Below are 17,328 nucleotides of genomic sequence, written 5' to 3'. Positions count from 1 at the left end.
GTTGGCCCCGGTCAGGCCTCCACTTGGTCGTCAGGCTGGTCGCCGCGGCGCGTGCTGTGGGCGACGGTGGTCCCCGTCGCACCGTCGAACAGGTAGGAGCGTTCGACGTCGACGGCGACGGTGTCGCCCTCCTCGATGGGGGTTCGCTCGATGTCGACGACGGCGCGGATCTCGCCGACCTCCGTGTCGATATAGAGGATGTTCTCGTCGCCGACGGCCTCGACCAGCGCGACTTCCCCGCCGAGGCCGTCTAGGTCCTCGACGGGTTCGACGTTCGTGTGTCGCGGCCGGAAGCCGAACGTCACGTTCTCCGGAACGCCCTGGCTCGCGATGCCGGTCTCGATGTTCCAGCCCGTGTCGTCGACGGTGACGGTCCCACCGGTGTCGTCCCGACACGTCGCCGAGAGGAGGTTTATCTCCGGCGAGCCGATGAACTGCGCGACGAACACGTTGTTCGGCTCGTGGTAGACCTGCTGTGGCGACCCGAACTGCTGGATCTCGCCGTCGTCCATGACGATCATCCGGTCGGACAGCGTCATCGCCTCCTCCTGGTCGTGGGTGACGTACACCATCGTCCCCCCGACCTGCTGCTGGATGCGCTGGAGTTCGACGCGCATCTCCTTTTTCAGCTTGGCGTCGAGGTCGCTCATCGGCTCGTCGAGCAGGTACGCCCGTGGCGAGCGGATGATTGACCGACCGATGGCGACCCGCTGTTGCTGGCCGCCGGAGAGATCGCCGGGGTACATGTCCAGCAGCTCCCCGATCTGGATGGTGTCCGCGACCTCCTGTGCTCGCTCGTAGCGGGTGTCGGCATCGACCCCGTCGAGCTTCAGCGGGTAGGAGATGTTCTCCCACACTTTCATGTGGGGGTAGAGGGTGATGTCCTGGAACACGAACGCCAGGTTCCGGTTCTGCGGCGGGATGTCGGTCACCTCCTCGCCGGCGAGGGTGATGCTCCCGCTCGTGGGGCGTTCGAGTCCCGCGATACACCGGAGGAGCGTCGTCTTCCCACAGCCGGACGGGCCGACGATACAGACGAACTCGCCGTCCTCGACAGTGAAGGAGACGTCGTTGACTGCAACTATCGGACCACCGTCACTCGAGAACTCCTTGCGGAGCGTATCGACCTGAATATCTGACATAGTTGTTGAATTATTTCGTTGTTACGCCGTTGCTTTGTAGCCTTCGAGCAGGTACTTCTGGAGGAAGTACACCATCAGGAACGCCGGAATGACCATCGTCAGCACGACGGCCATCACCTGGTTCCAGAACACGAAGTTCTGGACGGCGTACTGGGTGAGCCCGGTCGTGAGCGGCCGGAGCGAGTCCTGGGAGATGAGCACCTTCGGGTACGTGTAGTTGTTCCACGACGACTGGAACGCGAAGATGCCGACCGCAACCATCCCCGGGGCCGCCTGTGGGAGTGCGATGTCCTTGAAGGAGTGCCAGCGCGACCCGCCGGCCATCCAGACCGACTCCTCGTAGTCGATCGGAACCGTCTGGAAGAACAGCCACATCGTCCAGATGCCGAACGGAAGCGGCACCGACGACTCGGCGAACACCAGTCCGAGCAGCGAGTTGAGCAGCCCGAGCTGGTCCCAAATCTGGTACATGGGAATCGAGAGCAGCAGCGGCGGGAACATGTAGCCGAACAGGATGAAGCGGGCGAGCCACTTCTTGCCCCGGAACTGGACTCTCGTGAGGCCGTAGCCCGCCAGCGTCGAGGCGACGACGGTGAACACCACCACGCCGGCGGCGACGACAAGGCTGTTCCGGTAGTAGACCATGAAGTTCGACGCGAAGAACACGTCCCGCAGCGGCTGGGTCGTGAAGCTCCCGAGGATGCGCGAGAGGTTCCCGGCGAGCAGCGCGTCCAGACCGCTGAACGTGCCGATGATCACCCAGATGATGGGCAGCATCAACGCCAGCAGCGCCGCCCAGACGACGATCTGGTACGAGATCGACTTGATGCGGGCAGCCTGTCCGTACGTGATGTAGTTGCCGACGATTTGGGTCATGCGACACGCACCTCCTCTTCGGGCCGTGCGACACGGAAGTACACGATCGACCAGAGGGCGAGGAACACGAACATCAGCGCGGCGATGCCCGCGGCCTGGCCGAGGTCGTACTGGTTGAACGCGACTTCGTAGGCGTGCAGCGGGATGGTCGTCGTCTCCTCACCCGGGCCGCCACGGGTCATGATGTAGATGATGTCGAACTTGTTGAACATCCAGAGCGTCCGGAGCAAGGCGGCGATGAGGATGACGTTCTTGATTCGGGGCAGGGTGACGTCCCGGAACTTCTGGTAGGCGTTGGCGCCACACATCGTCGCCCCCTCGTAGAAGTTCTCGGGGATGGACTGGAGCCGTGCGAGCGTCAGCAGCGTCACGAACACCGCGAACTTCCAGGAACCGACGACCATCACCGTCGCCATCGCTGTTTCGGGAAGCCCGAGGAACGCGACTGGGTTGTTCAGGATCCCCACGCGGATGAGCACGAGGTTGATGATGCCGTACTGGGCGTTGAGCATGAACTGCCCGACCATCCCGATGGCGACTGCCGGGACCATGTAGGGGAGTAGCGCTACCGCGCGTGCGAGGACGGCCCCCTTGAACTCCCGGTTGACCAGCAGCGCGAGCGAGACCCCGACGACGATCTGGAAGGCGACGGAGCCGAACCCGAAGATCAGGCTCCGTCCGAACGCCGCCTGGAACGCCCCCGAGGTGAGGATGTCCACGAGCCGTCCCGGACCGGTCCACTCCCAGACGGGGTTCAGCGTCGACACCTCGTAGAGGCTGAGGTTGAACGCCCACAGCATCGGGAGGATGGCGACCAGGACGTACAGCGCGAGCGCGGGCGTCAGACACACCGCCAGCAGTCGCCTGTCGTCCTCGAAAACCCCCGACAGTATCTCGTTGCTTCGCTGCCACCACCGTGTCGGGACGAGGGCAGTGACGCGATCGCTCACTACCGACATGTCATTCCATGCCGGTGTTGTCGCGCAGGACCGACGCCGCCTCGTCGATGGCGTCGTCGATGTTCATCCCGCCTTCCGTCACGTCGTAGAACATCTGCCCGAGCTGGAAGGACGTGAACGCGGGGGAGGCGTAGGGGTTGGCCGGTTCGGTTTCGGCGGTGAACGGCTGGGTCTCGTCCGAGAACAGCGCCTGCCGCTCGCCCTGGATCGTCTCCTCGTCGAAGTTGTCGTTCAGGTAGTCCCAGCCGTCGCGGTACGCCGACCCCGGCTCGTACCAGCTTTCGTAGATGGGGATGTTGTGGAACCGCAGCGCCCGCGCGTACTCGACGAGCCGCTCGCCGGTGACCATGTACTGGATGAACTCCTTTGCCCCCTCGGGATTAGCCGAACCCTGGACGAGAGCGTACCCTGTCGCGGCCGAGTTGCCGAGCGACGCGTTGCGGTTGGAGCTGTTGTACGGGTTCGAGACCCGCTTGGTCGCGTCGGCCCACGGGCGGTCCTGCCCGATGGACTGCGTTTTCGGGCGGCCACCGGAGTAGATGGCCGTGGCCGTCGTCCCGCCGGCGTAGGACTCGTAAATCTCCCCCCAGTCCCAGTTGGTCGCCGTCGGCGAGTACTCGACCATCTGTTGGGCGCGTTCGAGCACTTCACGGACGCGGTCGCGGTTCTGGCCGCTGTCGAGCGCGACGTTGACAGTATCGCCGTCGCGGGCCGCGACCTTCGCGTCGTTCCCCCAGAGTCGCGTCCAGGCGTGGTAGGAGCCGTACACCGTCGCTGACGTGGTGTAGCCGAGCCCGTAGAGGTCGTTGTCCGCCTCCGTGATGGCCTGGGCGGCCTCCCGCTCACGCTCCCACGTCGTGGGCGGTTCCAGCCCCATCTCGTCGTAGATGTCCGAGCGGTACCAGTTGTTCGTCACCGACGCGACCGCCGGCACGAGCCGGTTGCTCCCGTCGTAAACGAACCCGAACTTCTCGGGGACCTCCTCCTCCTCCTCCTCGACGGCGTCGATCACGTCGTCGACGGGCCGGAGGATGTCCTGCGTCGCGTACGCGCCGATACGGAACTGTTCGGCGTTGATGATGTCCGGCGGGTTCCCGCCTTGAATCAGTTGGCTGACCCGCTGGCCGTAGTCGCCACCGATCTCGGTGAACTCGATGTCGACTTCGATGTCTCGCTCCTCCTCGAAGTCCTCCGCGAACCCGCGGAGCATCTCCTTGAACTGCGGGGAGTTGTTGTTGGAGATGTACTTCACCGGTTCCGAACTCCCGCTCCCACCCAGTCCGAGACAGCCCGCCAATCCGGTCGAAAGGCCGCCGACGCCCGCCGCTGCGACGACAGCCCGTCGTGATAAGTGCGGTGTGCTACCGTCCGTGTTGGGGGATTCTCCCATGGAACACGCTAATTTTCCTCTGCATCATAAAGGTTGGTTTTATTTAGAACCTGATAATTAACCGCGCGCATCAGATACACGTCAAGCCCCTACCATTAGGGCGGTTCGACGAGTAAACGTTTACTTACTTTCGAGTAATTTATCGTTCTCCTTTCATAAGCGAGCCTCGACGTCCCGGGCGACTTCGAACGTCGACGCCTCGCCGCCGAGATCCGGCGTTCGGGGGGCGGCCGGGGCCGCCAACTGTGCCCGGACGGCGTCGCGAACACCTGCCGCAGCCTCGGGTTCGCCGACGTGTTCGAGCAGCATCGCCCCCGAGAGAACCGTCGCAAGGGGGTTCGCGATCTCCCGGCCGACGATGTCCGGTGCGGAGCCGTGGACCGGTTCGAACAGCGAGGGGTACTCCCCCTCGGGATTCACGTTCGCGGAGGGCGCCAGCCCCATGCTCCCGGAGATGACGGCACCGATATCGGTGAGGATGTCGCCGAAGAGGTTGGATGCCACGAGAACGTCGAACTCCTCGGGGCGTCGCACGAGATCCATGCTCGCGGCGTCGACGAGCAGTCGCTCGACGGTCACGTCGGGGAACTCCGTGGCCACCTCCTCGACGATATCGTCCCAGAGCACCATCCCGTACGCCTGCGCGTTTGACTTGGTGACGTTCGTCAACTTGCCCCGGCGCCGGCTCGCCGCTCGGAACGCCTGCCGGACGATCCGCTCCACGCCCTGCCGGGTGAACAGCGCCGACTGGATGGCGACGTCGTTGTCGAACCCGCGGTGTTCCCGGCCGCCGATATCGGCGTACTCTCCCTCGGTGTTCTCCCGGTAAACGACGAAGTCGATGTCGCCGCCGTCATACCCCCGGAGTGGGCTCTCGACACCCTCGTAGAGCACTGTCGGCCGCTTGCAGACGTACTGGTTGAACGCCTTCCGAATCGGGAGCAGGAGGCCGTGGAGCGTCACGTGGTCCGGCACGTCCGGGTGGCCGACGGCGCCGAGCAGTATCGCGTCCCGCGGTTCCAGTTGCTCGAGCGCGTCGTCGGGCATCATCGCGCCCTCCTCGCGGTAGCGCTCGGTCCCCCAGTCGTACGCCGTCACGTCGAACTCGAACCCGTAGACGTCGCCGGCTTCCCGGAGCACCGGCAGCGCCGCCTCGACGACCGTCTGTCCGATTCCGTCGCCGGGTATCGTCGCGATGTCGTAGGTCACGGCGGACCCTATCAGACACCCGATGGAAAAGAGTGTTCATCGTTCACACGCAACCATCGGCGGGAAGTCACGGCATCGGTCCCGGGACCGCTCTCTACCGTCATCGCTGGGTTTAATCGCCGAGTCGCCCAAGCTTGACGCGTCATGACGAAAGTCAGCGTAGTCGGTGCGGCAGGAACCGTCGGCGCGGCGGCCGGGTACAACCTCGCGCTCCGCGATGTCGTCGACGAACTCGTCTACGTCGACATCCCCGAGCAGGAGGACGTGACGGTCGGCCAGGCCGCCGACGCCAACCACGGCGTCGCCTACGACTCGAACACCACCGTCCGGCAGGGCACCTACGCCGACACCGCCGGCTCGGACGTGGTCATCATCACCGCCGGCATCCCCCGGGAGCCGGGGCAGACCCGGATCGACCTCGCGGGCGACAACGCCCCGATCATGGACGACATCGGCGCCTCGCTCGCCGAGCACAACGACGACTTCGTCACCATCACCACCTCCAACCCCGTCGACCTGCTCAACCGCCACCTGTACGAGACGGGCGACCGCGACCGGTCGAAGGTGATCGGCTTCGGCGGCCGGCTGGACTCCGCGCGGTTCCGCTACGTCCTCTCCGAGCGCTTCGACACCGAGGTGGGGAACGTCGAGGCGACGATCCTGGGCGAGCACGGCGACGCGCAGGTGCCCGTGTTCTCGAAGGTGCGTGTCGACGGCCGGGACCCCGAGTTCACCGCCGACGAGCGCGAGGAGATCCTGGGCGACCTCAAGCAGTCGGCGATGGACGTGATCGAGCGCAAAGGGGCGACTGAATGGGGGCCGGCGACCGGCGTCGCCCACATGGCCGAGGCGGTCATCCGCGACACCGGCGAGGTCCTCCCCGGCAGCATCGTCCTCGACGGCGAGTTCGGCTACGAGGACACCGCCTTCGGCGTCCCGGTCAAACTCGGCGAAAACGGCGTCGAGGAGGTCGTCGAGTGGGAGCTCTCCGACTACGAGGCCGACCTGATGGACGAGGCCGCCGAGAAGCTGCGGGACCAGTACGCGAAGATCGAGTAGGCTCGGCAACGTTTTTGCTGGCCGCGGGTGCACCGACGGGGTATGAACGATCGGTTACGGGCGCCGGCGGCGCTGCAGCGCCGCCGGATCGCCGTCTTCCTCCTCGTCGCCTTCGGCGTCTCGTGGGCGACGGCGCTGGTGATCTGGGTCACGGGCGCACTCACCGACAGCCCCGAACTCGCCGAGGGGATCACGCTCGCGACCGTCCTGCTGCCGACCGCCTACATGTTCGGCCCCGCGCTCGGCAACGTCGCCGCCCGACTCGCGACGGGCGAGGGCTGGGAACGCCACCGGCTCTCCCCCGACTTCGACGGGACCGTGTGGACCTACGCCGCCGCGTGGGTCGCGCCGGCGGTGCTGACCGTCGTCGGCGGCGCGCTCTACTTCGCGGCGTTCCCCGGGCAGTTCGATCCCACGATGGCCGCGTTCCGCGCCCAAGTAGCGAGCATGGGCGTCGGGATCGACCCGTGGCTGCTGGCGGCGATCCAGATCCTGAGCGCGCTCACGATCGCGCCGATCATCAACGGGCTGTTCGCGTTCGGCGAGGAGTTCGGCTGGCGGGCGTACCTGCTGCCGAAACTCGCCCCGCTGGGGCGCCGCCGGGCGATCGTGCTGACCGGCGTGGTCTGGGGGATCTGGCACTGGCCGATCCTGGCGATGGGGTACAACTACGGCTTCGCCTACCCCGGCTTCCCGTGGACCGGGATGCTGGCCTTCCTCGCCTTCACCGTCGGCGCCGGCACGTTCCTGGCCGTCCTGACCGAGCGCGAGGGGAGCGTCTGGCCCGCGAGCGTCGGCCACGGCGCCATCAACGCGATCGCGGGCGTCGCCGTCCTGTTCGTCGCCGGCCAGCCCAACAGCCTGCTCGGGCCGACGCCGGTGGGACTGTTGGCCGCGCTCCCGTGGCTCGTCGTCGCCGCGTGGCTGCTCCGGGAGTAGCACGGGAGCTATACACTCCCGAACCGAGCCGCCGGTATACGCCGCCGTGCCCTCCTCGCGCGCACTGCCCTCCTGACCACCGCTGGCGGCCTCGCCGGCTGTGCCGGCTCCAGCGACGGGACCGAACCGACGGCGGAAAGCCGGACCGACCGCCCCACGCCGACCCCGACGCCGGCGACGGTCCGGATCCCCGATACCGGTCCCCTCGACGTGGTCGAACACGAACTGAGCCGCTCGAACGAGGGGAGCGACGGCGAACTGGTCGCCGTCGACGCCGTGATCGAGAACGGGGGCGAGTCAGCCGTGACCGACGTACGCGCCGTCGCCCGCTTCGTCGACGACGACGGGGAACTGCTCGACGAGAACGAGGCTCGCGCCGACCGCATCGCCGCGGGCGGGCGCTGGGAAGTCGAACTGGTCTCCCCCGGCAACGGCGCCGACGCCCGGGCCGTCGCCGACTACTGGTTCGTGGTCGAACTGGTCGACTGAGCCGCCGCTGGGCGGTCAGTATCGCGCCGGGAAAAACGGGGGATCGCGGTAACCGGAGCGCGGTTACTCGTCCAACTCGTCGTCGGACTCGTTTCTCGTGAGCTCGTACTGGAACCCGATCGTGTTGTCGGGCATGATCTCGGCGGTCCACTCACCCGCGTCGGGCGAATCGAGCACGTAGACGAACTCGGTCTGCCCGCTGTGGGTCGCGTAGGCGCCGTCCTCGGTCGCGCCCTGCTGGCGCTGGGCGCCCAGGTTGACGGAGCCGCGCTCGGTGACCTGCACGCGCTCGGCGTCGATGCGCTCGCCGTCGGGCGAGACGAACGTCACGTCGAAGCTCGGGTCGTCGGCGTTCTCGGCCGCGCGGTAGTTCCGGGGGTTGAGCGTCAGCGTGACGTTGTCGGTGCGCTCGCTGACCGTGAAGTCGGCCTCGTAGGGCTCCTCGGGTTGCTCCCACACGACGAAGTTCAGGTTGACTTCCTGCCAGTAGGTGTTGTCGTCACGCCGGTTGGGGTCGTCGAGCCCCAGGTCGATCGAGGTGTCGTAGCGGCCGCGGTCGGCCTCGGCGTCGGGCGAGAGGGTGATCGTCACCGTCGCGGTCTCACCCGGCGCGATCTGGTTCGGCGCGTCGATCTCGATCCAGGACTGGTCGACCTGCTGCGGGCAGTGCGTACCGTAACAGTGACCCCGCTGCTCGGCGCGCTCGGGGCTCAGCGGCACCGACTCGTCGCCGGTGTTCTCGATCACGATCTGCTTGGTGACCGAGTCGCCGGCCTCGACCTGCGTGTTGATGTACGTCTCCGAGAGGATCTCGACGGTCGGCTCCTTCCAGACCTCGACGCTCATGTGGGCCGCGTGGACCGGTCGATCCGGTCGGTTGGGCGCCGTCGCGACGGTCTGGTCCGTGAACGCGATCATGCCGGAGTAGCGCGCGATCTCGGTGTCCTCGGGGACCTCGACGCTCACTTCGTACTCGGCTTCCTCACCCGAGTCGATGCTGTCGGGGCCGTCGATCTCGACCCACGACGACTCGATCGGGCTCCGGTCGGTCGGCGAGGTGAACACGTGGGGGTTCACGTCGACCGCCTCGTCCTCGTCGTTCTCGACGGTGACGGTGAACGTCTCGCTCTCGCCCGGCTTCAGGTCGAGGTAGCTGTTCTGTGCGTCGACGTAGAGCCGCGTGAAGTTCTGTGGCTCGTCGTCGCCACCGTCGTCGCCGGTGGCGGTCGTCGTCGATACCGCGTCGTTCTGAGCGGGGATCGTCGCGCCCGTCCCACCGTCGGCCGGTGCGACTGCCGTCGCGACTGGCACGCTGGCCAGCGCGACGAGTAGCACGATCAGTATGACTCGTTTCATGGTTTGGCGTACGCCGATGACTCGCCATGGAGGGCGGAGGGCGGCGAACGGGCGGCGGTTCGTTCCCTCCTGACAAGTAGTTACTGTAGTCTAAAACGACGGTTTGTGTCACCGGGTCACAGCCGTCGCGCGATCCGCTCGGCCGTCGTCGGTCCGACGCCCTCCACGTCCCGGAGCGCCGCCTCGCCGGCCTCGCGGACGGCGTCGACCGAGCCGAACCGGCGGAGCAGCCGCCGGCGCGTCTGGGGGCCGATCCCCTCGACCTCGTCGAGCGCCGTCGACACCTCGTCACGGACGCTCTGGTGGTACTGGACCGCGAAGCGGTGGGCCTCGTCGCGCACGCGCTGGAGTAGGTGGAGGTGGGGCGCGTCGTCGTCGAAGCGCTCGACACCGTCGGGCGTGACGACCAGCTCCTCCGACTTCGCCAGCGCGATGCAGGGCACGTCCCAGCCGGTTTCGGCCAGCGCGTCCCGGGCGGCGGCCAACTGCCCCTCGCCGCCGTCGACGAGCAGGAGGTCCGGATCGGGGCGGTCGTCACGCCCCTCGACGGCGCGCTCGGCCCGCCAGCGCACCAGGTCGCGCATGTTGGCGTAGTCGTCGTTGCGGTCGGCCAGCTTCTTCCGGCGGTAGTCGGCCTTCTCGGCGCTGCCGCCGACGAAGCACACGTCGCTGCCGACGACGGCTTTCCCCTGGGCGTGGCTCACGTCGAACCCCTCGATGCGCTCGGGCCGGGGGACGTCGAGCGCCCGGCCGAGCGCCCCCACCGGGTCGTCGGCGCCGCCCACGCCGCTGCGGGCGTTCTTCAGCGCCAGTTCGACGAGCTTCCCCTCCCGTCCCGCGCCGGGAACGGACACCTCGACGCCCGCGCCCTCCAGCCAGTCGAGCACGTCCGCGTCGTCCGGGCGCTCGGAGAGCAGGATCGCGTCCGGGAGCTCCCGTTCGGCGTAGTACTGGGTCAGGAAGGCCGAGAGCAGGCCGGCGACGCGGTCCTCGCCGTCGGGCGCGTCGAGGCGGTGGCGGGAGCGATCGACCAACTGGCCGGCGTCGGCGTGGAGCCGCGCGACGGTGGCGTCGCCGCCTTCGACTACCGCCGCGAGCACGTCGACCTCGCGCCGGCTGCCGGGCGAGGAGACCGCCTCGCCGCCCTCGCCGTGGAACGACTCGACCGCTTCGAGCCGGTCGCGGGCGTTGGCCGCGCGCTCGAACTCCTCGTCCTGGGCGGCGCGCTCCATCTCCCGCCGGAGCGGGTCGGCCAGTACGCCCGTCTCGCCCTCGAAGAACCGGATCGCGCTCCCCACGTCCTCGGCGTAGCCCGCGGCGTCGATGGCGTCGACGCAGGGCGCCGAGCACAGCCCCATCTCGTGGTCCAGACAGGGCCGGTCGCGGTTCCGGAACTTGTGGTCCGAACAGCCCCGCAAGCCGTACGTTTCCCGGATCGCCTTCACGACCGTCTCGACTTCGCCCTTCCGGGTGTACGGCCCGAAGACGGTGGCGGCGTCGTCCGGGTCGCGGGTGATCTCGATGCGGGGGTACTCGTGCTCGGTGAGTTGGACCAGCGGGTAGGACTTGTCGTCCTTCAGCCGGACGTTGTACCGGGGCTGGTGGCGCTTGATGAGGTTCGCTTCCAGGAGGAGGGCCTGGGTCTCGGTGTCGGTGACGGCGGTGTCGACGGCGTCCGCCCGGCCGACCATCTTCCGGATGCGGTCGCTGCGCGGGTCCGCGTAGGAGCGCACGCGGTCGCGGATGTCGACCGCCTTCCCCACGTAGAGCACGGTGTCGGCGTCGCCGTCCCGCTCGAGGAACTGGTAGACGCCGGGCTCCCGGGGCAGGCCGGCGGCACGCTCGCGCACCTCGCTCGCGTCCATCTATCCGGGGTAGGGGGTCGGCGCGTTTCAGCGTGACGCCCGCGGTGTCGCGGCGGCGTGAACGACCGCCGGCTACAAACCGCCCGCAGCGTAAGGACTTACCATGACCCGCGTCTGGCTCGTCGACCGCGACGTCGACAGCCGCAACCTCGTGACGATGACCTACGCCACGCCGGACGGCGAGCGCGCGTTCACCCGGCAGGCCGCGCTGGACAGCCTCGCCCGCCGGGACGGCCCGACGGCCGCACTCGACGTGGAGGACGACCGGCTCGACCCCGTCGACGACCCCGAGACCGTCGCGCGCTACGCCGCCGAGGCCGAACGCGTCGCCGAGAGCCACGACCCGGACGACGAACTCTGACTCGACACCGTCCCGATTCTCCGCCGGCGTGCCGATCACGCGGCCGAAACCCTTTATCCGGAACCGAGGCAAGCCGGCCCATGACCGCCATCGAACTCGACGGGGTCACCAAGCGGTTCGGCGACGTGACCGCCGTCGAGGAACTCGACCTGACGGTACCGGAGGGCGAGGTGTTCGGCTTCCTCGGCCCCAACGGCGCCGGGAAGTCGACGACGATCAACGTCCTGCTCGACTTCGTCCGCCCGACCGCGGGGCGGGTTGAGGTACTGGGGATGGACCCGCAGGCCGACAGCGTCGCGGTCCGGGAACGGACCGGCGTGCTCCCGGAGGGGTTCTCGACCTACGACCGCCTGACGGGGCGGGAGCACGTCGAGTTCGCCATCGAGTCGAAGGGGGTCGACGCCGATCCCGACGCCGTGCTCGACCGCGTGGGGCTCGCCGGCGACGGCGACCGCAAGGCCGGCGGCTACTCGAAGGGGATGGCCCAGCGCCTCGCACTCGGGATGGCGCTCGTGGGCGACCCCGACCTGTTGATCCTCGACGAGCCTTCCTCGGGGCTCGACCCTGCGGGGGCGAAGGAGATGCGCGACATCGTACGCGAGGAGGCCGACCGCGGCGCGACCGTCTTCTTCTCCAGCCACGTGCTGGGGCAGGTCGAGGCGGTCTGTGACAGCGTGGGCATCCTGCGCGACGGGAAACTGGTCGCCCGCGACTCCATCGAGGGGCTCCGCGAGGCGGTCGGGACCGGTGCGACCCTGGAGATCACGGCCGGGGGCGTCACGGACGACGACCTCGGTGCGGTGCGTGCCCTCGACGGCGTCGACGCCGCGTCGACCGACGGCAGCACGGTCACGGTGCAGTGTGACTCCGAAGCCAAGACGGCCGTCATCGGCGCGCTCGAGGACGCGGGGGTCGCCGTCGAGGACTTCTCGACCCGGGAGTCCTCGCTCGAGGACCTGTTCCTCGCGTACACGGAGGGCGAGGCCCCGAGCGACGCGGCGGGCGATGCCGCTGAGGGGGTGGACGCATGAGCTGGGAGGCCGTCGCCCGGAAGGACTTCCAGGACGCGGTGCGCTCCCGGTGGCTCTGGGTGCTGTCGGCGCTCTCGGTGCTGGTGTTCGCCGGCGCCGCCGTCGGGCGACTCTACGTCGGCGGCGGCAACCAGCAGGAGGCAGCCGCGATCCTCCGGGGGTTCCTCTTCTACCTGAAGCAGGGGACGGCGATCATCATCCCGCTGACCGCGCTGGTGGTCACCTACGCCTCGATCACCCGCGAACGGGAGTCGGGGACGATCAAACTCCTGCTCTCGCTGCCGCACTCCCGGGACGACGTGGTGCTCGGGAAGTTCCTCGGCCGCAGCGCCGTCGTCACGCTCCCGGTGCTGATCGGCTTCGTCGTCGCCCTCCTGGCGTTGCTGCCGGCGGCGTCGGGACTGGACATCCTCGTCTACGTCCAGTTCGCGCTGCTGACGGCGCTGTTGGGCGTCGTGTTCGTCGGGATCGCCGTCGGCGTCTCGGCGGCCGCGAACACGAACCAGCAGGCGTTGGTCGGCGCCGGCGGGCTGTTCGCGATCTTCTGGTTCCTCTGGAACTTCTTCGTTACCGGCGTCAACCGCGCGGCGACCGACCTGTTCGGGCTGTCGACGCCCGACCAGTTCCGGCTCCGCCTGGCACTCAAGATCCTGAACCCGATCCAGGCGTACAAGACTCTCGTGGACAGCCTGTTCATGAGCGACCTGGAGGCCCGCATCCGCATGTTCAGCATGCTCTTCGGGATGATCCCGAACCAGCAGGCCGCACGGGCGCTCGGGCCGGAGCTCTCGCCGGCGTTCGGCGACGCCGTCGTGCTGGCGGCGATGCTGCTCTGGCTGGTGATCCCGCTGGCGGTGGGGATCGTCTGGTTCCGGGAGGCGGAGCTGTAGCGGATCGAACGTTCGACCGGGAGGCGTTTTCGAACCCGACGCCCTGTCGGCGTACGACGGAGGCGCCCGAGAGGCGGTGTACGGCCCCGTCGAGGCGCTGGCCGAACACGGGCCGACCCCAGCGAGCGCTACTGGCGCTCGATCTCGTGGCGACCGAACCCGTAGCGGAGGCGGTTCGCCAGCCGCCGGGCGAACCGCCCCTCGTCGGGCGCCCGCGAGCCGAATCGCTCGGCGAGCGCCTGGTAGATCAGCGGCACCGGAATCTCCTGCTCCAGCGCCTCCTGTACCGTCCACGTCCCCGTCGATCCGCCGGCGACGTGGTCGGCCACGTCGCCGAGGTCGTTGCCCTCCTCGCGGAACGCCTCCTCGCAGAGTTCGAGCAGCCACGAGCGGATGACGGCGCCGTTGTTCCACGTGTTGGCGACGGCTTCGAGGTCGAGGTCGTAGCGCCCGTTCGCGAGCAGTTCGAACCCCTCCCCGTAGGCCTGCATCAGCGCGTACTCGACGCCGTTGTGGACCATCTTCACGTAGTGGCCCGACCCCGCGGGCCCCATGCGGTCGTGACCCTCGTGGCCGGTCGCGACGGCGTCGAACACGGGGACCATCGCCTCGTAGGCCCACTCGGGCCCGCCGACCATCAGCGAGAAGCCGAGGTGGGCGCCCGCCGGGCCGCCCGAGGTGCCGCAGTCGAGGTACGCGGCGTCGGTCTCCTCGGCCCGGCGGACCGATTCCTCGAAGTGGGAGTTGCCGCCGTCGACCACCACGTCGTCCTCGCCGATGTGGGGTTCGAGGTCGTCGAGCGTGGCGTCGACGGGGTCGCCCGCCGGCACCATCAGCCAGATTCGCTTCTCCGCGCCGAGCCGGTTACAGAGGTCGTCGACGCCGTCCGCCGGGGTCGCGCCCGCCCCCGCGGCCTCGGCGGTGGCCTCCGCGCTCAGGTCGAACGCGACCACGTCGTGGCCCGCGTCGAGGCACCGGTCGACGACGATCTGTCCCATCCGTCCGAGTCCGATGACGCCCAGTTGCATGCGTGTGGGTGTGAGCGAAGTACGGGTAGCCGTTGCGGTTCCGTGGCCGGGGGCGGCTACTCGCCGTACCGGACCGCGCCCCAGAGGTCGGGATGTGGCTCCAGTGCGTCCGCCGCGTCGACGCGATCGAGTGCGGTCCCCGCGGCCGCCGCGGCGTCGTCGAGCACCGCTTCGACGGTCGGTGCCTCGGGGGCGACGACCGCCCCGTCACGCAGCCGGACCGCGCCGTCGGCCATCACGAACGACACGTCGCCCCCGTCGGCGTAGTTGACCAGCCTGGGGACGGTCTGTCCTGTATCGAGGTGGGGGCCGAGCTTCGCGGAGCGGCGGTCGATCGCCACCACGTCGGCACGCTTGCCGGGAGTGAGCGACCCCACTTCGTCCCCGAGACCGAGGGCGGCCGCGGCGTCGACGGTCATCGCTTCCAGCACGCGGCCGGCCGGGAGGAGGCTCGTGTCCCCGTGGTGGGCCCGCTGGAGCTGTGCCGCGATGCGGCCCTGCGAGAGCAGGTCGAACGAGCGGTCCGGCGCGCTGCCGTCGGTCGAGACGGCGACGGTGACGCCCTGCTCCATGGCTTCGACGACCGGGAACCGGTCCCACGCGTAGGCGTGCGTCAGCGGGCCGTGTGAGGCGGCCACGCCGTTCTCGGCCATGAGTGCCACCTCCTCGCTGTCGATGCCCGCACAGTGTGCGAGCGACAGGCGCTCGGTCAGGACCTCCGGGTCGGCCGCGTCGGCCGCAGCGATCTCGCCCTCGTAAGCGTGGGCGTGAATGGCCAGATCCTCCCGCTCGGCGAACTCAGTGACCCGTCGGAGTTGATCCACGCTCGCTTCGGTCGCGTTCCCGGCCTCGTCCATCTCGGGAACGAGCGAGGAGGGCGCGACCGCGACCTGAATCCGCCCGTCGGCGTTGCCGTGGAGGTCGTCGACGACGGCCCCGGTCGTCGCCATCGCCCGGTCGAGGTCGACCGTCGTTTCGGTGCCGGCCTCCGGGTCCGCGCAGTCGACGGGCAGGCCGTCCGGCGGCCCCACGGCGACGACGTGGCGCAGGCCGAACTCGCGGTAGCCAGTCGCCGCCGCGGCGGCGAACCTCGGATCGTCGACGCGGGGCATCGACCCGACGTACGACAGCGAGGTCGTCACGCCGGCGCGGAGCCGTTCGAGCGCGGCCAATCGCCCCTCCGCCCGCCAGAACGGCGTCCCGGTCGCTTCGAAGTAGATCTCCTTGACCAGATCGAGCCAGTCGTCGCCGGCGCCGTCGGCGAGGTTCTTCGTCAGGCTGTGGCCGGCGTGGCCGTGGCTGTCGACCAGGCCCGGGAGCAGGACGTGGTCGGCCAGGTCGATGCGGTCGGCGTCGGGGTGCTCGGCGAGAACCTGTTCGCGCGGGCCGACGGCGACGATGGCGTCGCCATCGACGGCGACGGCGCCGGGATCGAGCACGCGCCGGTCGGCATCGACGGTCACGACGGTGCCGCCGACGAGGACGGTTCGAGCCATGGGCGGCGTTCGGATGGTCCGTTCCTCAATCTTCCCCCCGCAGGCAGTCGGACTGGAGGCGGGGGGAGCTACCGGGTGATCCCGGCGGGTATCCCGCGGGTATTTTGCCGACCCACCCCACGCCCCGAGCATGGACGACCGCATCCGCGAACACGCCGAGACGCTCGTCGACTGGAGCGCCCGGATCGAGGCGGGCGACGACGTGGTGCTCTCCGTCTCGGAGGGCGCCCACGACCTCGCCGTCGCCGTCGCCGAGGAGTTGGGGAAGCGCGACGCCAACGTGGTGACGCTGTACGACGCCGACGAGATCGACCGCGCACACGCGCTGGCCCACAGCGGCGAGTTCGACGCGGACCCCGAGTACGAGCGCGCCCTGTACGAGCACGCCGACAGTGTGCTCCGCCTCGGCGGCGGCCGCAACACGACTGCCAGCGCCGACGTGCCGGCCGCGAAGCGCCAGGCGAAAAAGCGTGCCCGGGAGGGGATCCGCGAGGCGCGGATGGACACCGACTGGGTGTCGACGGTCCACCCGACCCGCGCGCTGGCCCAGCAGGCCGGCATGAGCTACGAGGCGTACCAGGCGTTCGTCTACGACGCCGTCATCCGGGACTGGGAGGAGCTCGCCGACGAGATGGCCCGGATGAAGGAGCTGCTCGACGAGGGGAGCGAGGTCCGCATCGTGAAGGCGGACACCGACCTCACGATGTCCATCGAGGGGCGGACGGCGGTCAACTCCGCGGCCAGCGTCGTCTACGACTCGCACAACCTCCCCTCCGGCGAGGTGTTCACCGCCCCCCACGCGACGGAGGGCGAGGTGTTCTTCGACGTGCCGATGACGATCAACAGCCAGCGCGTCCGGAACGTCCACCTCACCTTCGAGGACGGCGAGGTCGTCGACTTCGCGGCCGAACAGAACGAGGACGCCGTCGCGGAGGTGCTCGACACCGACGAGGGCGCCAAACGGCTGGGCGAACTCGGCATCGGGATGAACCGCGGTATCGACCAGTTCACCGACAGCATCCTCTTCGACGAGAAGATGGGCGACACGGTCCACCTCGCGCTCGGTCGGGCCTACGAGTCGAACCTCCCCGAGGGCAGCGAGGACGAGGCCAACGACTCCGCGGTCCACGTCGACATGATCACGGACATGAGCGAGGACTCGCGGATGGAGGTAGACGGCGAAGTCGTGCAGTGCAACGGGATGTTCCGGTGGGAAGACGGGTTCGAGGGGTAGCGAT

General features: G+C 68.8%; 16 protein-coding genes. 7 read left to right on the top strand and 9 right to left on the bottom strand.

Annotation, left to right across the window (positions count from 1 at the left end; translation table 11 throughout):
- Positions 1–11 precede the first annotated feature (11 nt).
- The 5 genes from BMZ83_RS11675 to BMZ83_RS11655 form a co-directional block, all read right to left on the bottom strand.
- Positions 12–1,142, bottom strand: a complete 1,131-nt coding sequence (locus tag BMZ83_RS11675) for an ABC transporter ATP-binding protein (protein WP_074878848.1) — start codon at positions 1,140–1,142, stop codon at positions 12–14.
- A gap of 21 nt (positions 1,143–1,163) precedes the next feature.
- Positions 1,164–2,018: a carbohydrate ABC transporter permease gene (locus BMZ83_RS11670; protein WP_074878846.1), complete on the bottom strand. Its 855-nt coding sequence runs from the start codon at positions 2,016–2,018 to the stop codon at positions 1,164–1,166.
- The gene (locus tag BMZ83_RS11665) at positions 2,015–2,968 is read right to left on the bottom strand and encodes a carbohydrate ABC transporter permease (RefSeq protein WP_166623277.1); all 954 of its coding nucleotides are present in this window, start codon (positions 2,966–2,968) and stop codon (positions 2,015–2,017) included. The genes BMZ83_RS11670 and BMZ83_RS11665 overlap by 4 nt, the downstream gene beginning before the upstream one ends.
- A 10-nt stretch (positions 2,969–2,978) precedes the next feature.
- Complete coding sequence (locus tag BMZ83_RS11660; protein ID WP_079990170.1) at positions 2,979–4,367, bottom strand: extracellular solute-binding protein; 1,389 nt, start codon at positions 4,365–4,367, stop codon at positions 2,979–2,981.
- Between the two features lie 153 nt (positions 4,368–4,520).
- Positions 4,521–5,576: a 3-isopropylmalate dehydrogenase gene (locus BMZ83_RS11655; RefSeq protein ID WP_074878842.1), complete on the bottom strand. Its 1,056-nt coding sequence runs from the start codon at positions 5,574–5,576 to the stop codon at positions 4,521–4,523.
- A gap of 144 nt (positions 5,577–5,720) precedes the next feature.
- On the opposite strand from BMZ83_RS11655, the gene mdh reads away from it, so the two are divergent.
- The 3 genes from mdh (at position 5,721) to BMZ83_RS11640 (ending at position 8,063) form a co-directional block, all read left to right on the top strand.
- Complete coding sequence (gene mdh / locus BMZ83_RS11650) at positions 5,721–6,635, top strand: malate dehydrogenase (protein WP_074878840.1); 915 nt, start codon at positions 5,721–5,723, stop codon at positions 6,633–6,635.
- A gap of 42 nt (positions 6,636–6,677) precedes the next feature.
- Entirely contained in the window at positions 6,678–7,574 is an 897-nt protein-coding gene (locus BMZ83_RS11645; RefSeq protein WP_074878839.1) for a CPBP family intramembrane glutamic endopeptidase, read from the top strand.
- Between the two features lie 210 nt (positions 7,575–7,784).
- Positions 7,785–8,063, top strand: coding sequence for an FxLYD domain-containing protein (locus tag BMZ83_RS11640; protein ID WP_074878837.1), 279 nt, complete (start codon positions 7,785–7,787; stop codon positions 8,061–8,063).
- A 63-nt stretch (positions 8,064–8,126) separates the two neighbouring features.
- Here BMZ83_RS11640 and BMZ83_RS11635 read toward each other — a convergent pair whose 3' ends face one another.
- Entirely contained in the window at positions 8,127–9,419 is a 1,293-nt protein-coding gene (locus BMZ83_RS11635) for a hypothetical protein (protein ID WP_074878836.1), read from the bottom strand.
- 116 nt (positions 9,420–9,535) lie between these two features.
- Positions 9,536–11,284: an excinuclease ABC subunit C gene (locus tag BMZ83_RS11630; protein WP_074878834.1), complete on the bottom strand. Its 1,749-nt coding sequence runs from the start codon at positions 11,282–11,284 to the stop codon at positions 9,536–9,538.
- 103 nt (positions 11,285–11,387) lie between these two features.
- Here BMZ83_RS11630 and BMZ83_RS11625 point away from each other — a divergent pair, with 103 nt between their 5' ends.
- From BMZ83_RS11625 to BMZ83_RS11615, 3 genes are all read left to right on the top strand, one after another.
- The gene (locus BMZ83_RS11625; RefSeq protein ID WP_074878832.1) at positions 11,388–11,645 is read left to right on the top strand and encodes a hypothetical protein; all 258 of its coding nucleotides are present in this window, start codon (positions 11,388–11,390) and stop codon (positions 11,643–11,645) included.
- A gap of 80 nt (positions 11,646–11,725) precedes the next feature.
- Positions 11,726–12,676 (top strand): ABC transporter ATP-binding protein, encoded by a 951-nt coding sequence (locus BMZ83_RS11620; RefSeq protein ID WP_074878829.1) that lies wholly within the window; start codon positions 11,726–11,728, stop codon positions 12,674–12,676.
- Positions 12,673–13,566, top strand: a complete 894-nt coding sequence (locus BMZ83_RS11615; protein WP_074878826.1) for an ABC transporter permease — start codon at positions 12,673–12,675, stop codon at positions 13,564–13,566. Before BMZ83_RS11620 ends, BMZ83_RS11615 begins: the two co-directional genes overlap by 4 nt.
- 128 nt (positions 13,567–13,694) lie before the next feature.
- Here the strand turns inward: BMZ83_RS11615 and gnd are convergent, their stop codons facing one another.
- Together gnd and BMZ83_RS11605 are read right to left on the bottom strand one after the other, a co-directional pair.
- Positions 13,695–14,594, bottom strand: a complete 900-nt coding sequence (gnd, locus tag BMZ83_RS11610) for a phosphogluconate dehydrogenase (NAD(+)-dependent, decarboxylating) (protein ID WP_074878824.1) — start codon at positions 14,592–14,594, stop codon at positions 13,695–13,697.
- 56 nt (positions 14,595–14,650) lie between these two features.
- Positions 14,651–16,090, bottom strand: coding sequence for an amidohydrolase family protein (locus tag BMZ83_RS11605; protein ID WP_074878822.1), 1,440 nt, complete (start codon positions 16,088–16,090; stop codon positions 14,651–14,653).
- A 130-nt stretch (positions 16,091–16,220) separates the two neighbouring features.
- On the opposite strand from BMZ83_RS11605, the gene BMZ83_RS11600 reads away from it, so the two are divergent.
- Entirely contained in the window at positions 16,221–17,324 is a 1,104-nt protein-coding gene (locus tag BMZ83_RS11600; RefSeq protein WP_074878820.1) for an aminopeptidase, read from the top strand.
- Positions 17,325–17,328 lie beyond the last annotated feature (4 nt).

This window comes from Halolamina pelagica (assembly GCF_900115675.1).
In the GTDB taxonomy this organism is placed as follows: Archaea; Halobacteriota; Halobacteria; order Halobacteriales; family Haloferacaceae; genus Halolamina; species Halolamina pelagica.
The sequence above is the reverse complement of the archived record's forward strand: the minus strand, read 5'-3'. Positions and strand labels throughout refer to the sequence as shown.